This window comes from Pseudomonas sp. FP2300 (assembly GCF_030687595.1).
GTDB classification, from domain to species: Bacteria; Pseudomonadota; Gammaproteobacteria; order Pseudomonadales; family Pseudomonadaceae; genus Aquipseudomonas; species Aquipseudomonas bijieensis.
Genome location: NZ_CP117440.1, coordinates 5061186 through 5078595, shown reverse-complemented (window position 1 = coordinate 5078595; position 17410 = coordinate 5061186). Strand labels below are relative to the sequence as shown.

Below are 17410 nucleotides of genomic sequence, written 5' to 3'. Positions count from 1 at the left end.
CCCTTGTGGGAGCGAGCCTGCTCGCGATAGCGGTGCATCTGCTTGCATCTATGCTGAATGTGCTACTGCAATCGCGAGCAGGCTCGCTCCCACTTGAGGAGGGCGTAGCTAAAGTTTGCGGAAAACTGGCAAAACCGTCATGTCGTTCTAATACTAAGGTCGTCTGGAACCTCGCCTTGAGCCGCATAGAGTAGAGTCGTTCCAATTAAATCTGTGCTGCGAGGATAAAAACAATGAACGACAGCATTTACCTCTCGATTCAAAACAGCCCGCGCTTCAAGGAGCTGGTGAGAAAAAGGGAAAAGTTCGCCTGGATTCTCTCGGCGATCATGCTTGGGCTGTATTCCGGCTTCATTCTTCTGATCGCCTACGGGCCACACATTCTCGGGGCCAAGATCACGCCTGAGTCCACCATTACCTGGGGCATTCCCATCGGTGTCGGTCTGATTGTCTCGGCCTTCATCCTGACCGGTATTTACGTGCGGCGCGCCAACGGCGAGTTCGACGACCTGAACAATGCGATTCTCAAGGAGGCTCAGCAATGATCCGGCGTCTACTGGCTCTATTGAGCATCGCAGCGTTCGCTCCGGGCGCCTGGGCGGCTGAAGCCCTGACCGGTGCCGTGCAGAAACAACCCCTCAACGTCGCGGCTATCCTGATGTTCGTGGCCTTCGTCGGCGCGACTTTATACATCACCTACTGGGCATCCAAGAAAAACAACTCGGCGGCCGACTACTATGCGGCCGGCGGCAAGATCACCGGCTTCCAGAACGGCCTGGCAATCGCGGGCGACTACATGTCGGCAGCGTCCTTCCTGGGTATTTCCGCCCTGGTGTTTACCTCTGGCTACGATGGCCTGATCTACTCCATCGGCTTTTTGGTGGGCTGGCCGATCATTCTGTTCCTGATCGCCGAGCGCCTGCGTAACCTGGGCAAGTACACCTTTGCCGATGTGGCGTCCTATCGCCTGGGGCAAACCCAGATCCGCAGTCTGTCCGCCTGCGGCTCGCTGGTGGTGGTGGCGTTCTACCTGATCGCGCAAATGGTCGGTGCCGGCAAGCTGATCCAGCTGCTGTTCGGCCTGGACTACCACGTCGCGGTGATCCTGGTGGGTGTCCTGATGTGCCTCTACGTGCTGTTCGGCGGCATGCTGGCCACCACCTGGGTACAGATCATCAAGGCGGTGCTGTTGCTGTCGGGTGCTTCGTTCATGGCGTTGATGGTCATGAAGCACGTCAACTTCGACTTCAACATGCTGTTTGCCGAAGCGGTCAAGGTGCACCCTAAAGGCGAGGCGATCATGAGCCCTGGCGGTTTGGTGAAGGATCCGATCTCGGCCTTCTCCCTGGGCCTGGCACTGATGTTCGGTACCGCCGGCCTGCCACACATCCTGATGCGCTTCTTCACCGTGAGCGATGCCAAGGAAGCGCGCAAGAGCGTACTGTATGCCACTGGTTTCATCGGCTACTTCTACATCCTGACCTTCATCATCGGCTTCGGCGCGATCCTGCTGGTCAGCACCAACCCGGCCTTCAAGGACGCGGCAGGTGCCTTGCTCGGTGGTAATAACATGGCGGCGGTGCACCTGGCCAACGCCGTGGGCGGCAGTATCTTCCTGGGCTTCATTTCGGCCGTAGCGTTCGCCACCATCCTGGCGGTGGTAGCAGGCCTGACCCTGGCCGGTGCCTCGGCGGTGTCCCATGACCTGTATGCCAGCGTGATCAAGAAAGGCAAGGCCAACGAGAAAGAAGAGATTCGTGTGTCGAAAATCACCACCATCGCCCTGGCGGTGCTGGCGATCGGCCTGGGTATCCTGTTCGAGAAGCAGAACATCGCGTTCATGGTGGGCCTGGCGTTCTCCATCGCGGCGAGCTGCAACTTCCCGGTACTGCTGCTTTCGATGTACTGGAAGAAACTGACCACCCGTGGCGCCATGATTGGTGGCTGGCTGGGCCTGGTCAGTGCCGTGGGCCTGATGGTGCTCGGTCCGACCATCTGGGTGCAGATCATGGGTCACGAGAAGGCGATCTTCCCGTATGAATACCCGGCGCTGTTCTCCATGGCGATTGCCTTCGTCGGCATCTGGTTCTTCTCCATCACCGACAAATCGGCTGAAGGCGCAAACGAGCGGGCGCTGTTCTTCCCGCAGTTCGTGCGTTCGCAGACTGGTTTGGGGGCGAGCGGGGCGGTTAACCATTGATGTAGTGGTAAGTGCTTGAAGAAATACCCCGGTCGAGAGGCTGGGGTATTTTTTTGTGTGCGATAACAGTGGTGTGAGTGATGACGCCATCGCGAGCAGGCTCGCTCCCACAAGGGGAGTGCATTCCAGTGTGGGAGCGAGCCTGCTCGCGATGCGCCGGGTCTGTCACAGCAGATTCTGGATCAGATAAGGAGGGCACAAACAAAACAGCCCCTGCTCTTATATAAGAAGCAGGGGCTGTTTTGGTGCAGCTTGGGACCTTATTGCAAGGCAGGTCTTACTTGCGGTCTTCCAGCTTGGTGATGTCACGCGACTCGTAGCCGGTGTACAACTGGCGTGGGCGGCCGATCTTGTACGGGCTGGAGAGCATTTCCTTCCAGTGGGAGATCCAGCCCACGGTCCGCGCCAGGGCGAAGATCACGGTGAACATGCTGGTTGGAATGCCGATCGCCTTGAGGATGATCCCCGAGTAGAAGTCGACGTTCGGGTACAGCGAGCGCTCGATGAAGTACGGGTCGGTCAGGGCGATCTCTTCCAGGCGCATGGCCAGTTCGAGTTGCGGATCGTTGGTGATCCCCAGTTCCTTGAGCACTTCGTCGCAGGTCTGCTTCATGACGGTGGCGCGCGGGTCGCGGTTCTTGTAGACCCGGTGACCGAAGCCCATCAGCTTGAACGGATCGTTCTTGTCCTTGGCCTTGGCGATGAACTTGTCGATGTTCGAGACATCGCCGATTTCATCGAGCATGGTCAGTACCGCTTCGTTGGCACCGCCGTGGGCAGGGCCCCAGAGTGCGGCGATACCGGCGGCGATACAGGCGAACGGGTTGGCACCCGAGGAGCCGGCCAGGCGCACGGTGGACGTGGAGGCGTTCTGCTCGTGGTCGGCATGGAGGATGAAGATCCGGTCCATGGCCTTGGCGAGTACCGGGCTGATCGGTTTGATCTCGCACGGGGTGTTGAACATCATATGCAGGAAGTTCTCTGCATAGGTCAGGTCGTTGCGCGGGTACATCATGGGTTGGCCCATGGAGTACTTGTAGACCATGGCTGCCAGGGTTGGCATCTTCGCCACCAGGCGGATCGCGGAGATTTCGCGATGCTGGGGGTTATTGATGTCCAGGGAGTCGTGGTAGAAGGCCGAGAGGGCGCCGACAACGCCGCACATGACGGCCATCGGGTGGGCATCGCGACGGAAGCCGTTGAAGAAGGTCTTCAACTGCTCGTGAACCATGGTGTGGTTCTTCACGGTGCTGACGAACTGGGCCTTTTGCTCTGCGGTTGGCAGCTCGCCGTTGAGCAGCAGGTAGCAGGTTTCCAGGTAGTCCGATTTTTCAGCCAGTTGCTCGATCGGGTAGCCGCGGTGCAGCAGGATGCCGTTGTCGCCGTCGATGTAGGTGATTTTCGACTCGCACGAGGCGGTCGACATGAAACCTGGGTCAAAGGTGAAACGGCCCGTGGCCGTCAGGCCCCGTACGTCGATTACATCGGGACCAACGGTGCCGGTTAAAATGGGCAGCTCGACGGGGGCTGCGCCCTCGATGATCAACTGCGCTTTTTTGTCAGCCATGTGGCCTCCTATTAATGCTTGAAATCATCAGACAGACCCCCCACGCAGGGCCCGCACCACTATAGTGAGATAAATCCGAATGTCAATTTGCCTAAAGTCTTGCTCCAGAAGGCTTTAACCGGACTTTTTCCGCGAAATTGCCTGCCGTTTACGCCTTTTGCCGCATATGTGCAATGCGCTATTAGGGGAAGGTGAACGCGTTGTCATTAGTAGCCTAACTGTCTATACTCGGCCACCGACCGCCAGGGGCTTTTGGGCCTGCTTTCTTGGGGGTCGTCACTCCCTGGGTGGTGAGTACCTGACCAGTGCGCGCCCCAACAACTTTGCCCTGATTGTTAGGGGCTCTTCAGTGTGAAAAAAAAGCCGTGAAAAGCCAACGACCTGTAAACCTAGACCTAAGGACCATCAAACTCCCAGTCACTGCTTACACGTCCATTCTTCACCGTATTTCCGGTGTCATCCTCTTCGTCAGCCTGGCCATCATGCTTTATGCATTGGACAAGTCGCTCGATTCGGAAGAAGGCTTCGGTCAGGTGAAAGCGTGTCTGACCAGTCCGCTAGCCAAGCTAGTGATTTGGGGCATCCTGTCCGCCTTGCTGTATCACTTGGTCGCCGGTGTGCGCCACTTGATCATGGACATGGGCATCGGTGAGACGCTGGAAGGCGGCAAGCTGGGCTCGAAAATCATTATCGCCGTGTCTGCGGTGCTGATCGTTCTGGCAGGAGTCTGGATATGGTAACCAACGTCACGAACCTTTCGCGTTCGGGCCTCTATGACTGGATGGCCCAGCGTGTGTCTGCGGTCGTTCTCGCGGCTTACTTCATTTTCCTGATCGGATATGTCGTGGCAAACCCTGGCCTGGGCTATGCCCAATGGCATGAACTGTTCGCAAACAACTGGATGCGTATCTTCAGTCTGCTGGCACTCGTCGCACTGGGCGCTCACGCCTGGGTCGGCATGTGGACCATCGCGACCGACTACCTGACGCCAATGGCGTTCGGCAAATCGGCGACTGCCGTACGTTTCCTCTTCCAGGCAGTATGCGGCGTTGCGATGTTCGCTTACTTCGTCTGGGGTGTGCAGATTCTCTGGGGTATCTGATCCATGGCTAACATTCCAACGATTTCTTTCGACGCCATCATCATTGGTGGTGGCGGTGCCGGCATGCGCGCAGCGCTGCAACTGGCACAGGGCGGTCACAAGACTGCCGTGATCACCAAGGTTTTCCCGACCCGTTCGCACACTGTATCCGCCCAGGGCGGCATTACCTGCGCCATTGCTTCGGCCGATCCGAACGATGACTGGCGCTGGCACATGTACGATACCGTCAAGGGTTCCGACTACATCGGTGACCAGGACGCTATCGAATACATGTGTCAGGAAGGCCCGGCCGCGGTGTTCGAGCTGGACCACATGGGCCTGCCGTTCTCACGTACCGAAACCGGCCGCATCTACCAGCGTCCGTTCGGTGGTCAGTCCAAGGACTACGGCAAGGGCGGCCAGGCTGCGCGTACTTGCGCGGCGTCCGACCGTACCGGTCACGCACTGCTGCACACCCTTTATCAGGGCAACCTGAAGGCCGGTACCACGTTCCTGAACGAGTACTACGCCGTTGACCTGGTGAAAAACCAGGACGGCGCCTTCGTCGGCGTGATTGCGATCTGCATTGAAACCGGCGAAACCACCTACATCCGCGCCAAGGCCACCGTGCTGGCGACCGGCGGTGCTGGCCGTATCTACGCTTCCACCACCAACGCCCTGATCAACACCGGTGACGGCGTCGGCATGGCCCTGCGTGCTGGCGTTCCGGTGCAAGACATCGAAATGTGGCAGTTCCACCCGACCGGCATCGCCGGCGCCGGTGTACTGGTGACCGAAGGTTGCCGTGGTGAAGGTGGTTACCTGATCAACAAGCACGGCGAGCGTTTCATGGAGCGTTATGCTCCGAACGCCAAGGACCTTGCCGGTCGCGACGTCGTGGCTCGTTCGATGGTTAAAGAGATCATCGCCGGCAACGGCTGTGGCCCGAACGGCGACCACGTGATGCTCAAGCTCGACCACCTGGGCGAGGAAGTGCTGCACAGCCGCCTGCCAGGTATCTGCGAGCTGTCCAAGACCTTCGCTCACGTCGACCCAGTCGTTGCGCCGGTTCCAGTGGTTCCAACCTGCCACTATATGATGGGCGGCGTTGCCACCAACATCCACGGCCAGGCGATCACCCAGAACGCCGAAGGCGTCGACGAAATCATCCCTGGCCTGTTCGCAGTGGGTGAAGTGGCGTGCGTATCGGTTCACGGTGCCAACCGCCTGGGCGGCAACTCGCTGCTCGACCTGGTGGTCTTCGGCCGCGCTGCCGGCCTGCACCTGGAGAAGGCGCTGTCCGACGGTATCGAGTACGACGACGCCACCGACGCCAACATCGAAGCGGCCCTGGCGCGTCTGTCCGCCCTGAACGAGCGTACCGAAGGCGAAGACGTGGCGACCCTGCGTCGCGAGTTGCAAAACTGCATGCAGAACTACTTCGGTGTATTCCGTACCGGCGAATACATGCAGAAGGGTATTGCCCAGCTGGCACAATTGCGTGAACGAATCGCCAACGTGAAGATCAACGATAAGTCGCAGGCGTTCAACACTGCCCGTATCGAAGCGCTGGAACTGCAGAACCTGCTGGAAGTGGCTGAAGCTACCGCCATCGCTGCCGAAGTACGTAAAGAGTCCCGCGGCGCTCACGCCCGTGAAGACTTCGAAGATCGTGACGACGAAAACTGGCTGTGCCACACCTTGTACTTCCCGGGTGAAAAACGCGTCTCCAAGCGTGCCGTGAACTTCTCGCCGAAGACTGTTCCGACTTTTGAACCTAAGATTCGGACTTATTAAGGGTGGCCGCCATGTTGCAAGTCAGTGTTTATCGCTACAACCCTGATCAGGACGCTGCGCCGTTCATGCAGGATTTCCAGGTCGATACCGGTGGTAAGGACCTGATGGTGCTGGACGTGCTGGCCCTGATCAAGGAACAGGACGAAGGTTTTTCCTATCGTCGCTCTTGCCGCGAGGGCGTTTGCGGCTCCGACGGCATGAACATCAACGGCAAGAACGGCCTGGCCTGCATCACGCCGCTGTCCGCCGTGGTCAAGGGCAACAAGCTGATCGTTCGTCCGCTGCCAGGTTTGCCGGTTATCCGTGACCTGGTCGTCGATATGAGCATCTTCTACAAGCAATACGAGAAGGTGAAGCCATACCTGCAGAATGACACGCCGGCTCCGGCCATCGAGCGTCTGCAGTCTCCGGAAGAGCGTGAGAAGCTCGACGGTCTGTACGAGTGCATCCTGTGCGCCTGCTGCTCGACCTCGTGCCCATCCTTCTGGTGGAACCCGGACAAGTTCCTGGGCCCGGCCGCCCTGCTGCAAGCGTACCGCTTCCTGGCAGACAGCCGTGACACCAAGACGTCCGAGCGTCTGGCTGCACTGGATGACCCGTTCAGCGTATTCCGCTGCCGCGGGATCATGAACTGCGTCAACGTCTGCCCGAAAGGCCTGAACCCGACTAAGGCCATCGGTCACGTACGTAACATGTTGCTGCAAAGCGGCGTGTGATTCAGCTGCTGTACCCGTAGAACCGCTGTACCCGTAAAGGCCAGGGCGTGGGCTTCAACCCGCGTCTTGGCTATAACCAGAACAGCCGCTCACAAAGCGGCGGTTCTTATTTTGAAGAAATGAGACAAGCAGGGGCATCCGGGCTGGTACCCGGACTATCAGCGTGATCCTAAGTGGCTTGTTTTAGTCGCTGCACTCGGACTTCTGCAAGTTTGCTCGGTGTTTTCGCCGGTGGTGTTCCCCTAATCGAGGGTGACCAAGCATGCAAGAAAGCGTGATGCAGCGCATGTGGAACAGTGCCCACCTCTCCGGTGGTAACGCTGCCTATGTGGAAGAGCTCTACGAGCTCTACCTGCACGACCCTAACGCTGTGCCAGAAGAATGGCGCACCTACTTTCAGAAGTTGCCGGCTGACGGTAACTCTGCCACTGATGTTTCGCACTCGACGATTCGCGATCATTTCGTGCTGCTGGCAAAGAACCAGCGCCGCGCTCAACCGGTGTCTGCCGGCAGCGTGAGCTCCGAGCACGAGAAGAAGCAAGTTGAAGTGCTGCGACTGATCCAGGCCTACCGGATGCGAGGCCACCAGGCAGCCCAGCTCGACCCGCTGGGGCTGTGGCAGCGTCCTGCACCTGCAGACCTGTCGATCACTCACTACGGCTTGACCAATGCCGACCTTGATACGACCTTCCGTGCCGGCGACCTGTTCATCGGCAAAGAGGAAGCGAGCCTACGCGAAATTCACGAAGCGTTGCAGCAGACATATTGCCGCACCATCGGCGCTGAATTTACGCACATCACCGATTCCGAGCAGCGCCAGTGGTTCCAGCAGCGTCTGGAAAGCGTTCGTGGCCGTCCGACGTACTCCGCCGAGATCAAGAGCCACTTGCTCGAGCGCGTCACTGCCGGTGAAGGCCTGGAGAAATACCTGGGCACCAAATACCCGGGCACCAAGCGTTTCGGCCTGGAAGGCGGCGAAAGCCTGATTCCGATGCTCGACGAGCTGATCCAGCGTTCCGGTTCCTACGGCACCAAGGAAGTCGTCATCGGCATGGCCCACCGTGGCCGTCTGAACGTGCTGGTCAACACCTTCGGCAAGAACCCGCGCGAGCTGTTCGACGAGTTCGAAGGCAAGAAGAAGGTCGAGCTGGGCTCCGGTGACGTCAAGTACCACCAGGGCTTCTCGTCCAACGTGATGACCACCGGCGGTGAAGTCCACCTGGCCATGGCATTCAACCCGTCCCACCTGGAAATCGTTTCCCCGGTGGTCGAGGGGTCGGTCCGTGCCCGTCAGGATCGTCGCAACGACCCGACTGGCGAGAAGGTGCTGCCGATCTCCATCCACGGTGACGCGGCATTCGCCGGTCAAGGCGTGGTCATGGAAACCTTCCAGATGTCGCAGACCCGCGGTTTCAAGACCGGCGGCACCGTGCACATCGTGATCAACAACCAGGTCGGCTTCACCATCAGCAACCCGCTGGACTCGCGTTCCACCGAGTACGCAACCGACGTCGCGAAAATGATCCAGGCGCCGATTCTCCATGTGAATGGCGATGACCCGGAAGCCGTGCTGTTCGTGACTCAGTTGGCCATCGACTACCGCATGCAGTACAAGCGCGACGTGGTGATCGACCTGGTCTGCTACCGTCGTCGCGGCCACAACGAGGCCGACGAGCCAAGCGGCACCCAGCCGTTGATGTACCAGCAGATCGCCAAGCAGCGCACCACCCGTGAACTGTATGCCGAGCGCCTGACCCAAGGCGGCGTGCTGGATGCCGAGCGCGTCCAGGAAAAAGTCGATGAATATCGCAATGCCCTGGATAACGGCCTGCACGTTGTAAAAAGCCTGGTCAAAGAGCCGAACAAAGAGCTGTTCGTGGACTGGCGTCCTTATCTGGGCCATGCCTGGACCGCGCGTCACGACACCCGTTTCGACCTCAAGACCCTGCAGGAACTGTCCGCCAAGCTGCTGGAAATCCCGGAAGGCTTCGTGGTTCAGCGCCAGGTCGCGAAAATCTACGAAGACCGGCAGAAGATGCAAGCCGGCGGCCTGCCGATCAACTGGGGTTACGCCGAAACCATGGCGTACGCGACCCTGGCGTTCGAAGGTCACCCGATTCGCATCACCGGCCAGGACGTAGGTCGCGGTACTTTCTCGCACCGCCATGCGGCGCTGCACAACCAGAAAGACGCCAGCACCTACATCCCGCTGCAACACCTGTACAAAGGCCAGCCCCGTTTCGACCTGTACGATTCGCTGCTGTCCGAAGAAGCCGTCCTGGCGTTCGAATATGGCTATTCCACCACCGAGCCGAATGCGCTGGTGATCTGGGAAGCCCAGTTCGGCGACTTCGCCAACGGCGCCCAGGTGGTTGTCGACCAGTTCATCACCAGCGGCGAGCACAAGTGGGGCCGTCTCTGCGGTCTGACCATGCTGTTGCCACACGGTTATGAAGGGCAGGGGCCGGAGCACTCTTCGGCACGTCTGGAGCGTTACCTGCAACTGTGCGCCGAGCACAACGTCCAGGTCTGCGTACCGACCACCCCGGCACAGATCTACCACCTGCTGCGTCGTCAGGTCATCCGTCCGCTGCGCAAGCCGTTGATCGTGCTGACACCGAAGTCGCTGCTGCGTCACAAACTGGCGATCTCCACGCTCGAAGATCTGGCCGAAGGCTCCTTCCAGACCGTCATTTCGGAAATCGACACCCTGGACGCGGCGAAGGTGACTCGCCTGATCCTGTGCAGCGGCAAGGTCTACTACGACCTGCTGGAAAAACGTCGTGCCGAAGGCCGCGAAGACATCGCCATCGTGCGTATCGAGCAGCTTTACCCGTTCCCGGAAGAAGACCTGATGGAGGCCATCGCGCCTTACACCAACCTCACCCACGTGGTGTGGTGTCAGGAAGAACCGATGAACCAGGGCGCGTGGTACAGCAGCCAGCATCATCTGCGTCGCAGCATTGGCAACCATAACAAGGCCCTGGGCCTTGAATATGCTGGCCGTGATGCTTCCGCTGCACCTGCGTGTGGTTATGCGTCGATGCACGCCGAGCAGCAGGAAAAACTGCTGCAAGATGCTTTCACTGTTTAACGCCTTCGCGCTGACTGAAACCGAATTTTAAGGACCCACAGATAATGGCTATCGAAATCAAAGCCCCGTCATTCCCGGAATCGGTTGCCGATGGCACCGTTGCCACCTGGCACAAGAAACCAGGCGAGGCCGTCAAGCGTGACGACCTGATCGTCGACATCGAGACCGACAAGGTCGTGCTGGAAGTATTGGCCGAAGCTGACGGCGTGCTGGGCGCAATCGTTGCCGAGGAGGGCGCTACCGTTCTGTCGAACCAGGTCCTGGGCTCGATCGAAGAAGGCGGCGCTGCCGCCGCCGCTCCTGCCGCCGCCGCTGCACCGGCTGCCGCCCAGGCCGCTGCTCCAGCTGCCGACGGCGAAGACGATCCAGTCGCTGCGCCTGCTGCGCGCAAGATCGCCGAAGAGAACGGCATCAACATCGCTTCCGTTGCCGGTACTGGCAAGGGGGGTCGTGTGACCAAGGAAGACGTGGTTGCCGCCGTTGCCGCCAAGAAAGCCGCTCCAGCCGCCGCACCCGCCAAGCCAGCCGCGCCTGCTGCTGCCGCGCCGGTGTTCGCTGCCGGTGATCGTGTTGAAAAACGCGTTCCGATGACCCGCCTGCGGGCCAAGGTTGCCGAGCGTCTGGTCGAAGCCCAGTCGAACATGGCGATGCTGACCACTTTCAACGAAGTCGACATGACCGAAGTCATGGCCCTGCGTTCGAAGTACAAGGATCTGTTCGAGAAGTCCCACAACGGCGTACGCCTGGGCTTCATGTCGTTCTTCGTCAAGGCTGCCACCGAAGCGCTGAAACGTTTCCCGGCCGTCAACGCGTCGATCGACGGTTCCGACATCGTCTACCACGGCTACGCCGACATCGGTGTTGCGGTTTCCAGCGACCGTGGCCTGGTGGTCCCGGTACTGCGTAACGCCGAGCTGATGAGCCTGGCCGAAATCGAAGGCGGCATCGCCACCTTCGGCAAGAAGGCCCGTGACGGCAAGCTGTCCATCGAAGAGATGACCGGCGGTACGTTCACCATCACCAACGGTGGTACATTCGGTTCGATGATGTCGACCCCGATCGTCAACCCGCCGCAAGCGGCTATCCTGGGCATGCACAACATTCTGCAACGTCCGATGGCGATCAACGGTCAGGTCGTGATTCGTCCGATGATGTACCTGGCACTGTCCTACGATCACCGCCTGATCGACGGTAAAGAAGCCGTGACTTTCCTGGTAACCATCAAGAACCTGCTTGAAGATCCGGCTCGTCTGCTGCTGGATATCTGATTTCGCCGCGAGGGCCGGTCGGTTGACCGGCCTCTTGCTGAAACAACCGGTTTCGTCCCCACGACGGTCACCACAAGTGACCGTCCGGTTTGATTCGAAAAGGAATGACTCATGACTCAGAAATTCGACGTGGTAGTGATTGGTGCGGGCCCTGGCGGCTACGTAGCGGCCATCAAGGCCGCGCAACTTGGCCTTACCACTGCCTGCATCGAGAAATACACCGATGGCGAGGGCAAGCTGGCCCTGGGCGGTACTTGCCTGAACGTCGGTTGCATTCCATCCAAGGCGCTGCTGGACAGCTCCTGGAAGTACAAGGAAGCGAAAGAAAGCTTCAACGTCCACGGTATCTCCACCGGCGAAGTCAAGATGGACGTCGCAGCGATGGTTGGCCGCAAGGCTGGCATCGTCAAGAACCTGACCAGCGGTGTTGCCACCCTGTTCAAGGCTAACGGCGTGACCTCGATCCAAGGCCACGGCAAGCTGTTGCTGGGCAAGAAAGTCGAAGTGACCAAGCCAGACGGTTCGGTTGAAGTGATCGAAGCCGAGAACGTGATCCTGGCACCGGGCTCGCGTCCGATCGACATTCCACCGGCTCCAGTCGATCAGAACGTGATCGTCGACTCCACCGGCGCCCTGGAATTCCAGTCCGTGCCAAAACGCCTGGGCGTGATCGGCGCTGGCGTGATCGGCCTGGAGCTGGGTTCGGTCTGGTCGCGCCTGGGCGCACAAGTGACCGTGCTCGAAGCCCTCGACACCTTCCTGATGGCCGCTGACACCGCGGTTTCCAAGGAAGCGCTGAAGACCCTGACCAAGCAAGGCCTGGACATCAAACTGGGCGCTCGCGTGACCGGTTCCAAGGTCAACGGTGAAGAAGTCCTGGTGAACTACACCGACAGCAACGGCGAACAGACCATCACCTTCGACAAGCTGATCGTTGCGGTCGGCCGTCGCCCGGTGACCACCGATCTGCTGGCTGCCGATAGCGGCGTGGAAATCGACGAGCGCGGTTTCATCCAGGTTGACGATCAATGCGCCACCACCGTACCAGGCGTCTTCGCCATCGGTGACGTGGTACGCGGCATGATGCTGGCGCACAAGGCGTCCGAAGAAGGCATCATGGTCGTCGAGCGCATCAAGGGCCACAAAGCCCAGATGAACTACGACCTGATCCCATCGGTCATCTACACCCACCCGGAAATCGCATGGGTCGGTAAAACCGAGCAGGCCTTGAAAGCCGAAGGCGTTGAAGTTAACGTCGGCACCTTCCCGTTTGCCGCCAGTGGCCGTGCCATGGCAGCCAACGATACCGGTGGTTTCGTCAAAGTGATCGCCGATGCCAAGACGGACCGCGTGTTGGGCGTTCACGTCATTGGCCCAAGCGCTGCCGAGCTGGTACAGCAAGGCGCGATCGGTATGGAATTCGGCACCAGCGCTGAAGACCTGGGCATGATGGTCTTCTCCCATCCGACCCTGTCTGAAGCCTTGCACGAAGCGGCCCTGGCCGTAAATGGCGGCGCCATCCACGTGGCCAACCGCAAAAAGCGTTAATAGACAATAAGAAACCACGGCGGTATGGCCCGTCGTGAGCCTTGCGAGCAAGACTCACCGCGGAATATCCGCTGGACGCAGCCTTGCGTAGCCGAACCGGTTGACCGGAAAGCTACGCAAGCAGCAGTCACAGGTGGTGCGGCACCAGAACGGTGCAGCACCGAATGCGCAGTACCTAACGAAGACGGTAATAAGCATGAATCTTCACGAGTATCAGGGTAAGCAGCTGTTCGCTGAGTACGGCCTGCCAGTATCCACCGGTTACGCGGTAGACACCCCGGAAGCGGCAGCAGAAGCTTGCGACAAAATCGGCGGCAGCGAATGGGTTGTCAAAGCCCAGGTTCACGCCGGTGGTCGCGGTAAAGCGGGCGGCGTAAAGCTGGTTCGCAGCAAAGAAGACGCCAAAGCCTTCGCACAGCAGTGGCTGGGCAAGCGTCTGGTGACTTACCAGACTGACGCCAACGGTCAGCCAGTCACCAAGATCCTGGTTGAATCGTGCACTGATATCGCTAAAGAGCTGTACCTGGGCGCGGTCGTTGACCGTTCGAGCCGCCGCATCGTGTTCATGGCTTCCACCGAAGGTGGCGTGGACATCGAGAAAATCGCTCACGACACCCCTGAGAAAATCCTCAAGGCCACCATCGACCCACTGGTTGGCGCACAGCCATTCCAGGGTCGCGAGCTGGCATTCCAGCTGGGCCTGGAAGGCAAGCAGGTCACTCAATTCGCCAAGATCTTCGTAGGTCTGGCCAAGCTGTTCCAGGACCACGACCTGGCGCTGCTGGAAGTGAACCCGCTGGTGATCAAGGCCGACGGCGACCTGCACTGCCTCGATGCCAAGATCAACATCGACGCCAACGCCATGTACCGTCAGCCTAAGCTGAAGACTTTCCACGATCCGTCGCAGGACGATCCGCGCGAAGCGCACGCTGCCAAGTTCGAACTGAACTACGTGGCCCTGGAAGGTAACATCGGCTGCATGGTCAACGGTGCCGGCCTGGCCATGGGTACCATGGACATCGTCAACCTGCATGGCGGCAAGCCAGCCAACTTCCTCGACGTGGGCGGTGGTGCTACCAAGGAACGCGTAACCGAAGCGTTCAAGATCATCCTGTCCGACACCAACGTCGCTGCAGTACTGGTCAACATCTTCGGCGGCATCGTTCGTTGCGACATGATTGCCGAAGGCATCATCGGCGCCGTGAAAGAAGTCGGCGTGAAAATCCCGGTTGTTGTTCGCCTCGAAGGCAACAACGCTGAGCTGGGCGCTAAAGTACTGGCAGAAAGCGGTTTGAACATCATCGCTGCTACCAGCCTGACCGACGCTGCTCAACAAGTTGTCAAAGCTGCGGAGGGCAAATAATGAGCGTCCTGATCAATAAAGACACCAAGGTTATCTGCCAGGGTATTACCGGTTCGCAAGGTAGTTTCCACACCCAGCAAGCCCTGGAATACGGCACCAAGATGGTTGGCGGCGTAACTCCGGGCAAAGGCGGCACCGAGCACCTGGGCCTGCCAGTGTTCAACACCGTGAAAGACGCTGTAGCTGCCACTGGCGCCACCGCCAGCGTGATCTACGTTCCAGCTCCTTTCTGCAAGGATTCCATCCTTGAAGCAGCGTTCGGCGGCATCAAGCTGATCGTTTGCATCACCGAAGGCATCCCGACCATCGACATGCTGGAAGCCAAGGTCAAGTGCGACGAGCTGGGTATCACCCTGATCGGCCCTAACTGCCCAGGCGTGATCACTCCAGGCGAATGCAAGATCGGCATCATGCCAGGTCACATTCACTTGCCAGGCAAGGTCGGTATCGTTTCCCGTTCCGGCACCCTGACTTACGAAGCCGTGAAGCAGACCACTGACGCCGGTTTCGGTCAGTCGACTTGCGTCGGCATCGGTGGTGACCCGATCCCAGGTTCGAACTTCATCGACATCCTGAAGCTGTTCCAGGAAGACCCGAAGACCGAAGCGATCGTCATGATCGGTGAGATCGGCGGTTCCGCTGAAGAAGAAGCTGCTGCCTACATCAAGGCCAACGTGACCAAGCCGGTTGTTTCCTACATCGCTGGTGTGACTGCTCCTCCGGGCAAGCGCATGGGCCATGCTGGCGCAATCATCTCTGGCGGCAAAGGCACTGCAGACGAGAAGTTCGCTGCACTGCAAGACGCAGGCGTGAAAACCGTGCGTTCGCTGGCAGACATCGGCAAGGCCCTGGCCGAGCTGACAGGCTGGGAAATGAAGAAGTAAGTTTCGGCTGACCTTTTCGTTCCAGCAACAAAGGCCACCTTCGGGTGGCCTTTGTCGTTTCTGGCCGTGTGACTGGGAAATATGTAGAGGGGGCTCTTGTGGCGAGGGAGCTTGCTCCCGCTCGGCTGCGCAGCAGTCGTAAACCATACAGCGCCGCTTTACCTGAATAGATCCGGTTGTCTGTATTGGGGCTGCTGCGCAGCCCAGCGGGAGCAAGCTCCCTCGCCACAGGGGCACTCTAGATACTGGGGGAGACCCGGAAAAATAGATACGTAAACGCGACACGGGGACGTCGCACATCGGATACTTCGCCCCTTTACAGTGCGTTTTATCGCCAAATTCGTTAGGCTAGCAGCCATTTTTGCGACTGCTGCCCACAAGGAAGCGACGCGCTAAACGGGTCGGTCTTATACGGATCGACAGCATTTCCCTCACCCATAAGGGAAATCCCTCTCTAAATTCCGATTCAGTAGTGTGGTTTCCTTAATGAAAGTGTTGAAAGGCCAGGACATCCTGGCACTTGGTTTCATGACATTTGCCCTGTTCGTCGGGGCCGGCAACATCATCTTCCCGCCTATCGTCGGTTTGCAATCCGGGCCTCATGTCTGGATGGCGGCGCTGGGCTTTTTGATCACGGCGGTCGGCCTGCCGGTCATCACCGTCGTCGCACTGGCCAAGGTCGGTGGCGCGATGGATGCCTTGAGCAGCCCCATCGGCAAGGTCGCCGGCGGCTTGTTGGCAGCGGTGTGCTACCTGGCTGTCGGCCCGCTGTTCGCCACGCCGCGTACCGCCACCGTTTCGTTCGAAGTCGGCCTCGCACCGTTGACCGGTGAAAGCCCGCTGGCGCTGTTGCTCTACAGTGCAGCGTATTTCCTCCTGGTGTTCTTCATCTCGCTCTACCCGGGCCGCCTGCTGGACACCGTTGGCCGTTTCCTCGCGCCATTGAAGATCATCGCCCTGGCCGTGCTGGGGATCGCGGCGTTTGCCTTGCCCGCTGGCGATATCGGCGTGGCAACTCCCGAGTACGTTGCGGCGCCGTTTTCCCAGGGGTTCATCAATGGTTACCTGACCATGGATACCCTCGGTGCGCTGGTGTTCGGCATCGTTATCGTCAACGCGATCCGCTCCCGGGGCGTCGAGTCGCCGGCCCTGATCACCCGCTACGCCATCATTGCCGGGCTGATCGCCGGGGTGGGCCTGGCACTGGTCTACGTCAGCCTGTTCCGCCTGGGTTCGGGCAGCCATGAAGTGGCAGTGGGCGCGACCAACGGCGCTGCTGTGCTGCATGCCTACGTGCAACACACGTTCGGCAGCCTGGGCAGCGGTTTCCTGGCAGTGCTGATCTCCCTGGCGTGCCTGGTGACCGCAGTCGGCCTGACCTGCGCCTGCGCCGAGTACTTCAGCCGCGTGCTGCCGCTGTCCTACAAGACGCTGGTGGTGATCCTAGCGGCGTTCTCGCTATTGGTGTCCAACCTGGGCCTGACCAAGCTGATTGCTTTCTCGATCCCGGTCCTGACCGCGATCTACCCGCCGTGCATCGCCCTGGTGGCCCTGAGCTTCTGCAAGGACTTCTGGCACGAGCAGGGGCGCATCGTTGGCCCAGTGATGCTGGTGTCGTTCCTGTTTGGCCTGATCGATGCGCTCAAGGGCGCCGGGCTGGCGGACTGGATGCCGACGCAACTGGCCCACCTGCCGCTGAGCGAACAAGGCCTGGCCTGGCTGGTGCCTTCGGTGATGACCCTGGCGGTCGCGGTGGTGTGTGATCGTCTGCTGGGCAAGCGCAGCGAAGCACTGGCTTAAGCAGCTTCAGGCAGATTCACCGGCTACAACCGAAATGCCCCGTATCAATCGATACGGGGCATTTTTTTGGGTGCGGTGTCTTTTTTCGTGGA

Annotated in this window: 13 protein-coding genes; 12 read left to right on the top strand and 1 reads right to left on the bottom strand. The window is 59.5% G+C overall.

The features are described 5' to 3' along the window. Nucleotides 1-233 precede the first annotated feature (233 nt). Together PSH86_RS22405 and PSH86_RS22400 are read left to right on the top strand one after the other, a co-directional pair. Complete coding sequence (locus tag PSH86_RS22405; protein ID WP_060741155.1) at nt 234-545, top strand: DUF485 domain-containing protein; 312 nt, start codon at nt 234-236, stop codon at nt 543-545. Beyond that, nucleotides 542-2200, top strand: coding sequence for a cation acetate symporter (locus PSH86_RS22400; protein ID WP_116833184.1), 1659 nt, complete (start codon nt 542-544; stop codon nt 2198-2200). Before PSH86_RS22405 ends, PSH86_RS22400 begins: the two co-directional genes overlap by 4 nt. Nucleotides 2201-2477: 277 nt before the next feature. Here PSH86_RS22400 and gltA read toward each other — a convergent pair whose 3' ends face one another. Further along, nucleotides 2478-3767 carry a citrate synthase gene (gene gltA, locus PSH86_RS22395; protein WP_092224685.1) on the bottom strand — a complete coding sequence of 430 codons (1290 nt, stop codon included), beginning with the start codon at nt 3765-3767 and terminating at the stop codon, nt 2478-2480. A gap of 365 nt (nt 3768-4132) precedes the next feature. Here gltA and sdhC point away from each other — a divergent pair, with 365 nt between their 5' ends. The 10 genes from sdhC to brnQ all read left to right on the top strand — a co-directional run bounded on the left by sdhC (nt 4133) and on the right by brnQ (nt 17318). Next, nucleotides 4133-4507 (top strand): succinate dehydrogenase, cytochrome b556 subunit, encoded by a 375-nt coding sequence (gene sdhC / locus PSH86_RS22390; RefSeq protein WP_003179220.1) that lies wholly within the window; start codon nt 4133-4135, stop codon nt 4505-4507. Continuing rightward, entirely contained in the window at nt 4501-4869 is a 369-nt protein-coding gene (gene sdhD, locus PSH86_RS22385; RefSeq protein ID WP_003204438.1) for a succinate dehydrogenase, hydrophobic membrane anchor protein, read from the top strand. Before sdhC ends, sdhD begins: the two co-directional genes overlap by 7 nt. 3 nt (nt 4870-4872) lie before the next feature. Then, a complete protein-coding gene (gene sdhA, locus PSH86_RS22380; protein WP_116833183.1) occupies nt 4873-6645 on the top strand; it encodes a succinate dehydrogenase flavoprotein subunit in 1773 nt (590 codons plus the stop codon). Nucleotides 6646-6656: 11 nt separating this feature from the next. Further along, nucleotides 6657-7361: a succinate dehydrogenase iron-sulfur subunit gene (locus tag PSH86_RS22375; RefSeq protein ID WP_018610098.1), complete on the top strand. Its 705-nt coding sequence runs from the start codon at nt 6657-6659 to the stop codon at nt 7359-7361. Nucleotides 7362-7623: 262 nt separating this feature from the next. Next, the gene (locus PSH86_RS22370; RefSeq protein ID WP_109754461.1) at nt 7624-10455 is read left to right on the top strand and encodes a 2-oxoglutarate dehydrogenase E1 component; all 2832 of its coding nucleotides are present in this window, start codon (nt 7624-7626) and stop codon (nt 10453-10455) included. 44 nt (nt 10456-10499) lie between these two features. Continuing rightward, nucleotides 10500-11723, top strand: a complete 1224-nt coding sequence (gene odhB / locus PSH86_RS22365; protein ID WP_092201798.1) for a 2-oxoglutarate dehydrogenase complex dihydrolipoyllysine-residue succinyltransferase — start codon at nt 10500-10502, stop codon at nt 11721-11723. Between the two features lie 111 nt (nt 11724-11834). Next, entirely contained in the window at nt 11835-13271 is a 1437-nt protein-coding gene (lpdA, locus tag PSH86_RS22360; RefSeq protein WP_109754460.1) for a dihydrolipoyl dehydrogenase, read from the top strand. 196 nt (nt 13272-13467) lie between these two features. Then, complete coding sequence (sucC, locus tag PSH86_RS22355; RefSeq protein WP_003179235.1) at nt 13468-14634, top strand: ADP-forming succinate--CoA ligase subunit beta; 1167 nt, start codon at nt 13468-13470, stop codon at nt 14632-14634. Beyond that, nucleotides 14634-15518: a succinate--CoA ligase subunit alpha gene (sucD, locus tag PSH86_RS22350; RefSeq protein ID WP_014339581.1), complete on the top strand. Its 885-nt coding sequence runs from the start codon at nt 14634-14636 to the stop codon at nt 15516-15518. The genes sucC and sucD overlap by 1 nt, the downstream gene beginning before the upstream one ends. 486 nt (nt 15519-16004) lie before the next feature. Then, complete coding sequence (gene brnQ / locus PSH86_RS22345; protein WP_116833182.1) at nt 16005-17318, top strand: branched-chain amino acid transport system II carrier protein; 1314 nt, start codon at nt 16005-16007, stop codon at nt 17316-17318. Nucleotides 17319-17410 lie beyond the last annotated feature (92 nt).

Bases quoted from the DNA above. Each gene is read 5' to 3' on its own strand.
- sdhA (WP_116833183.1), top strand. From the start codon at position 4,873: ATGGCTAACATTCCAACGATTTCTTTCGACGCCATCATCATTGGTGGT.
- lpdA (WP_109754460.1), top strand. From the start codon at position 11,835: ATGACTCAGAAATTCGACGTGGTAGTGATTGGTGCGGGCCCTGGCGGC.
- sucD (WP_014339581.1), top strand. From the start codon at position 14,634: ATGAGCGTCCTGATCAATAAAGACACCAAGGTTATCTGCCAGGGTATT.
- PSH86_RS22370 (WP_109754461.1), top strand. From the start codon at position 7,624: ATGCAAGAAAGCGTGATGCAGCGCATGTGGAACAGTGCCCACCTCTCC.
- odhB (WP_092201798.1), top strand. From the start codon at position 10,500: ATGGCTATCGAAATCAAAGCCCCGTCATTCCCGGAATCGGTTGCCGAT.
- sucC (WP_003179235.1), top strand. From the start codon at position 13,468: ATGAATCTTCACGAGTATCAGGGTAAGCAGCTGTTCGCTGAGTACGGC.
- sdhD (WP_003204438.1), top strand. From the start codon at position 4,501: ATGGTAACCAACGTCACGAACCTTTCGCGTTCGGGCCTCTATGACTGG.
- PSH86_RS22375 (WP_018610098.1), top strand. From the start codon at position 6,657: ATGTTGCAAGTCAGTGTTTATCGCTACAACCCTGATCAGGACGCTGCG.
- gltA (WP_092224685.1), bottom strand. From the start codon at position 3,767: ATGGCTGACAAAAAAGCGCAGTTGATCATCGAGGGCGCAGCCCCCGTC.
- PSH86_RS22400 (WP_116833184.1), top strand. From the start codon at position 542: ATGATCCGGCGTCTACTGGCTCTATTGAGCATCGCAGCGTTCGCTCCG.
- PSH86_RS22405 (WP_060741155.1), top strand. From the start codon at position 234: ATGAACGACAGCATTTACCTCTCGATTCAAAACAGCCCGCGCTTCAAG.
- brnQ (WP_116833182.1), top strand. From the start codon at position 16,005: ATGAAAGTGTTGAAAGGCCAGGACATCCTGGCACTTGGTTTCATGACA.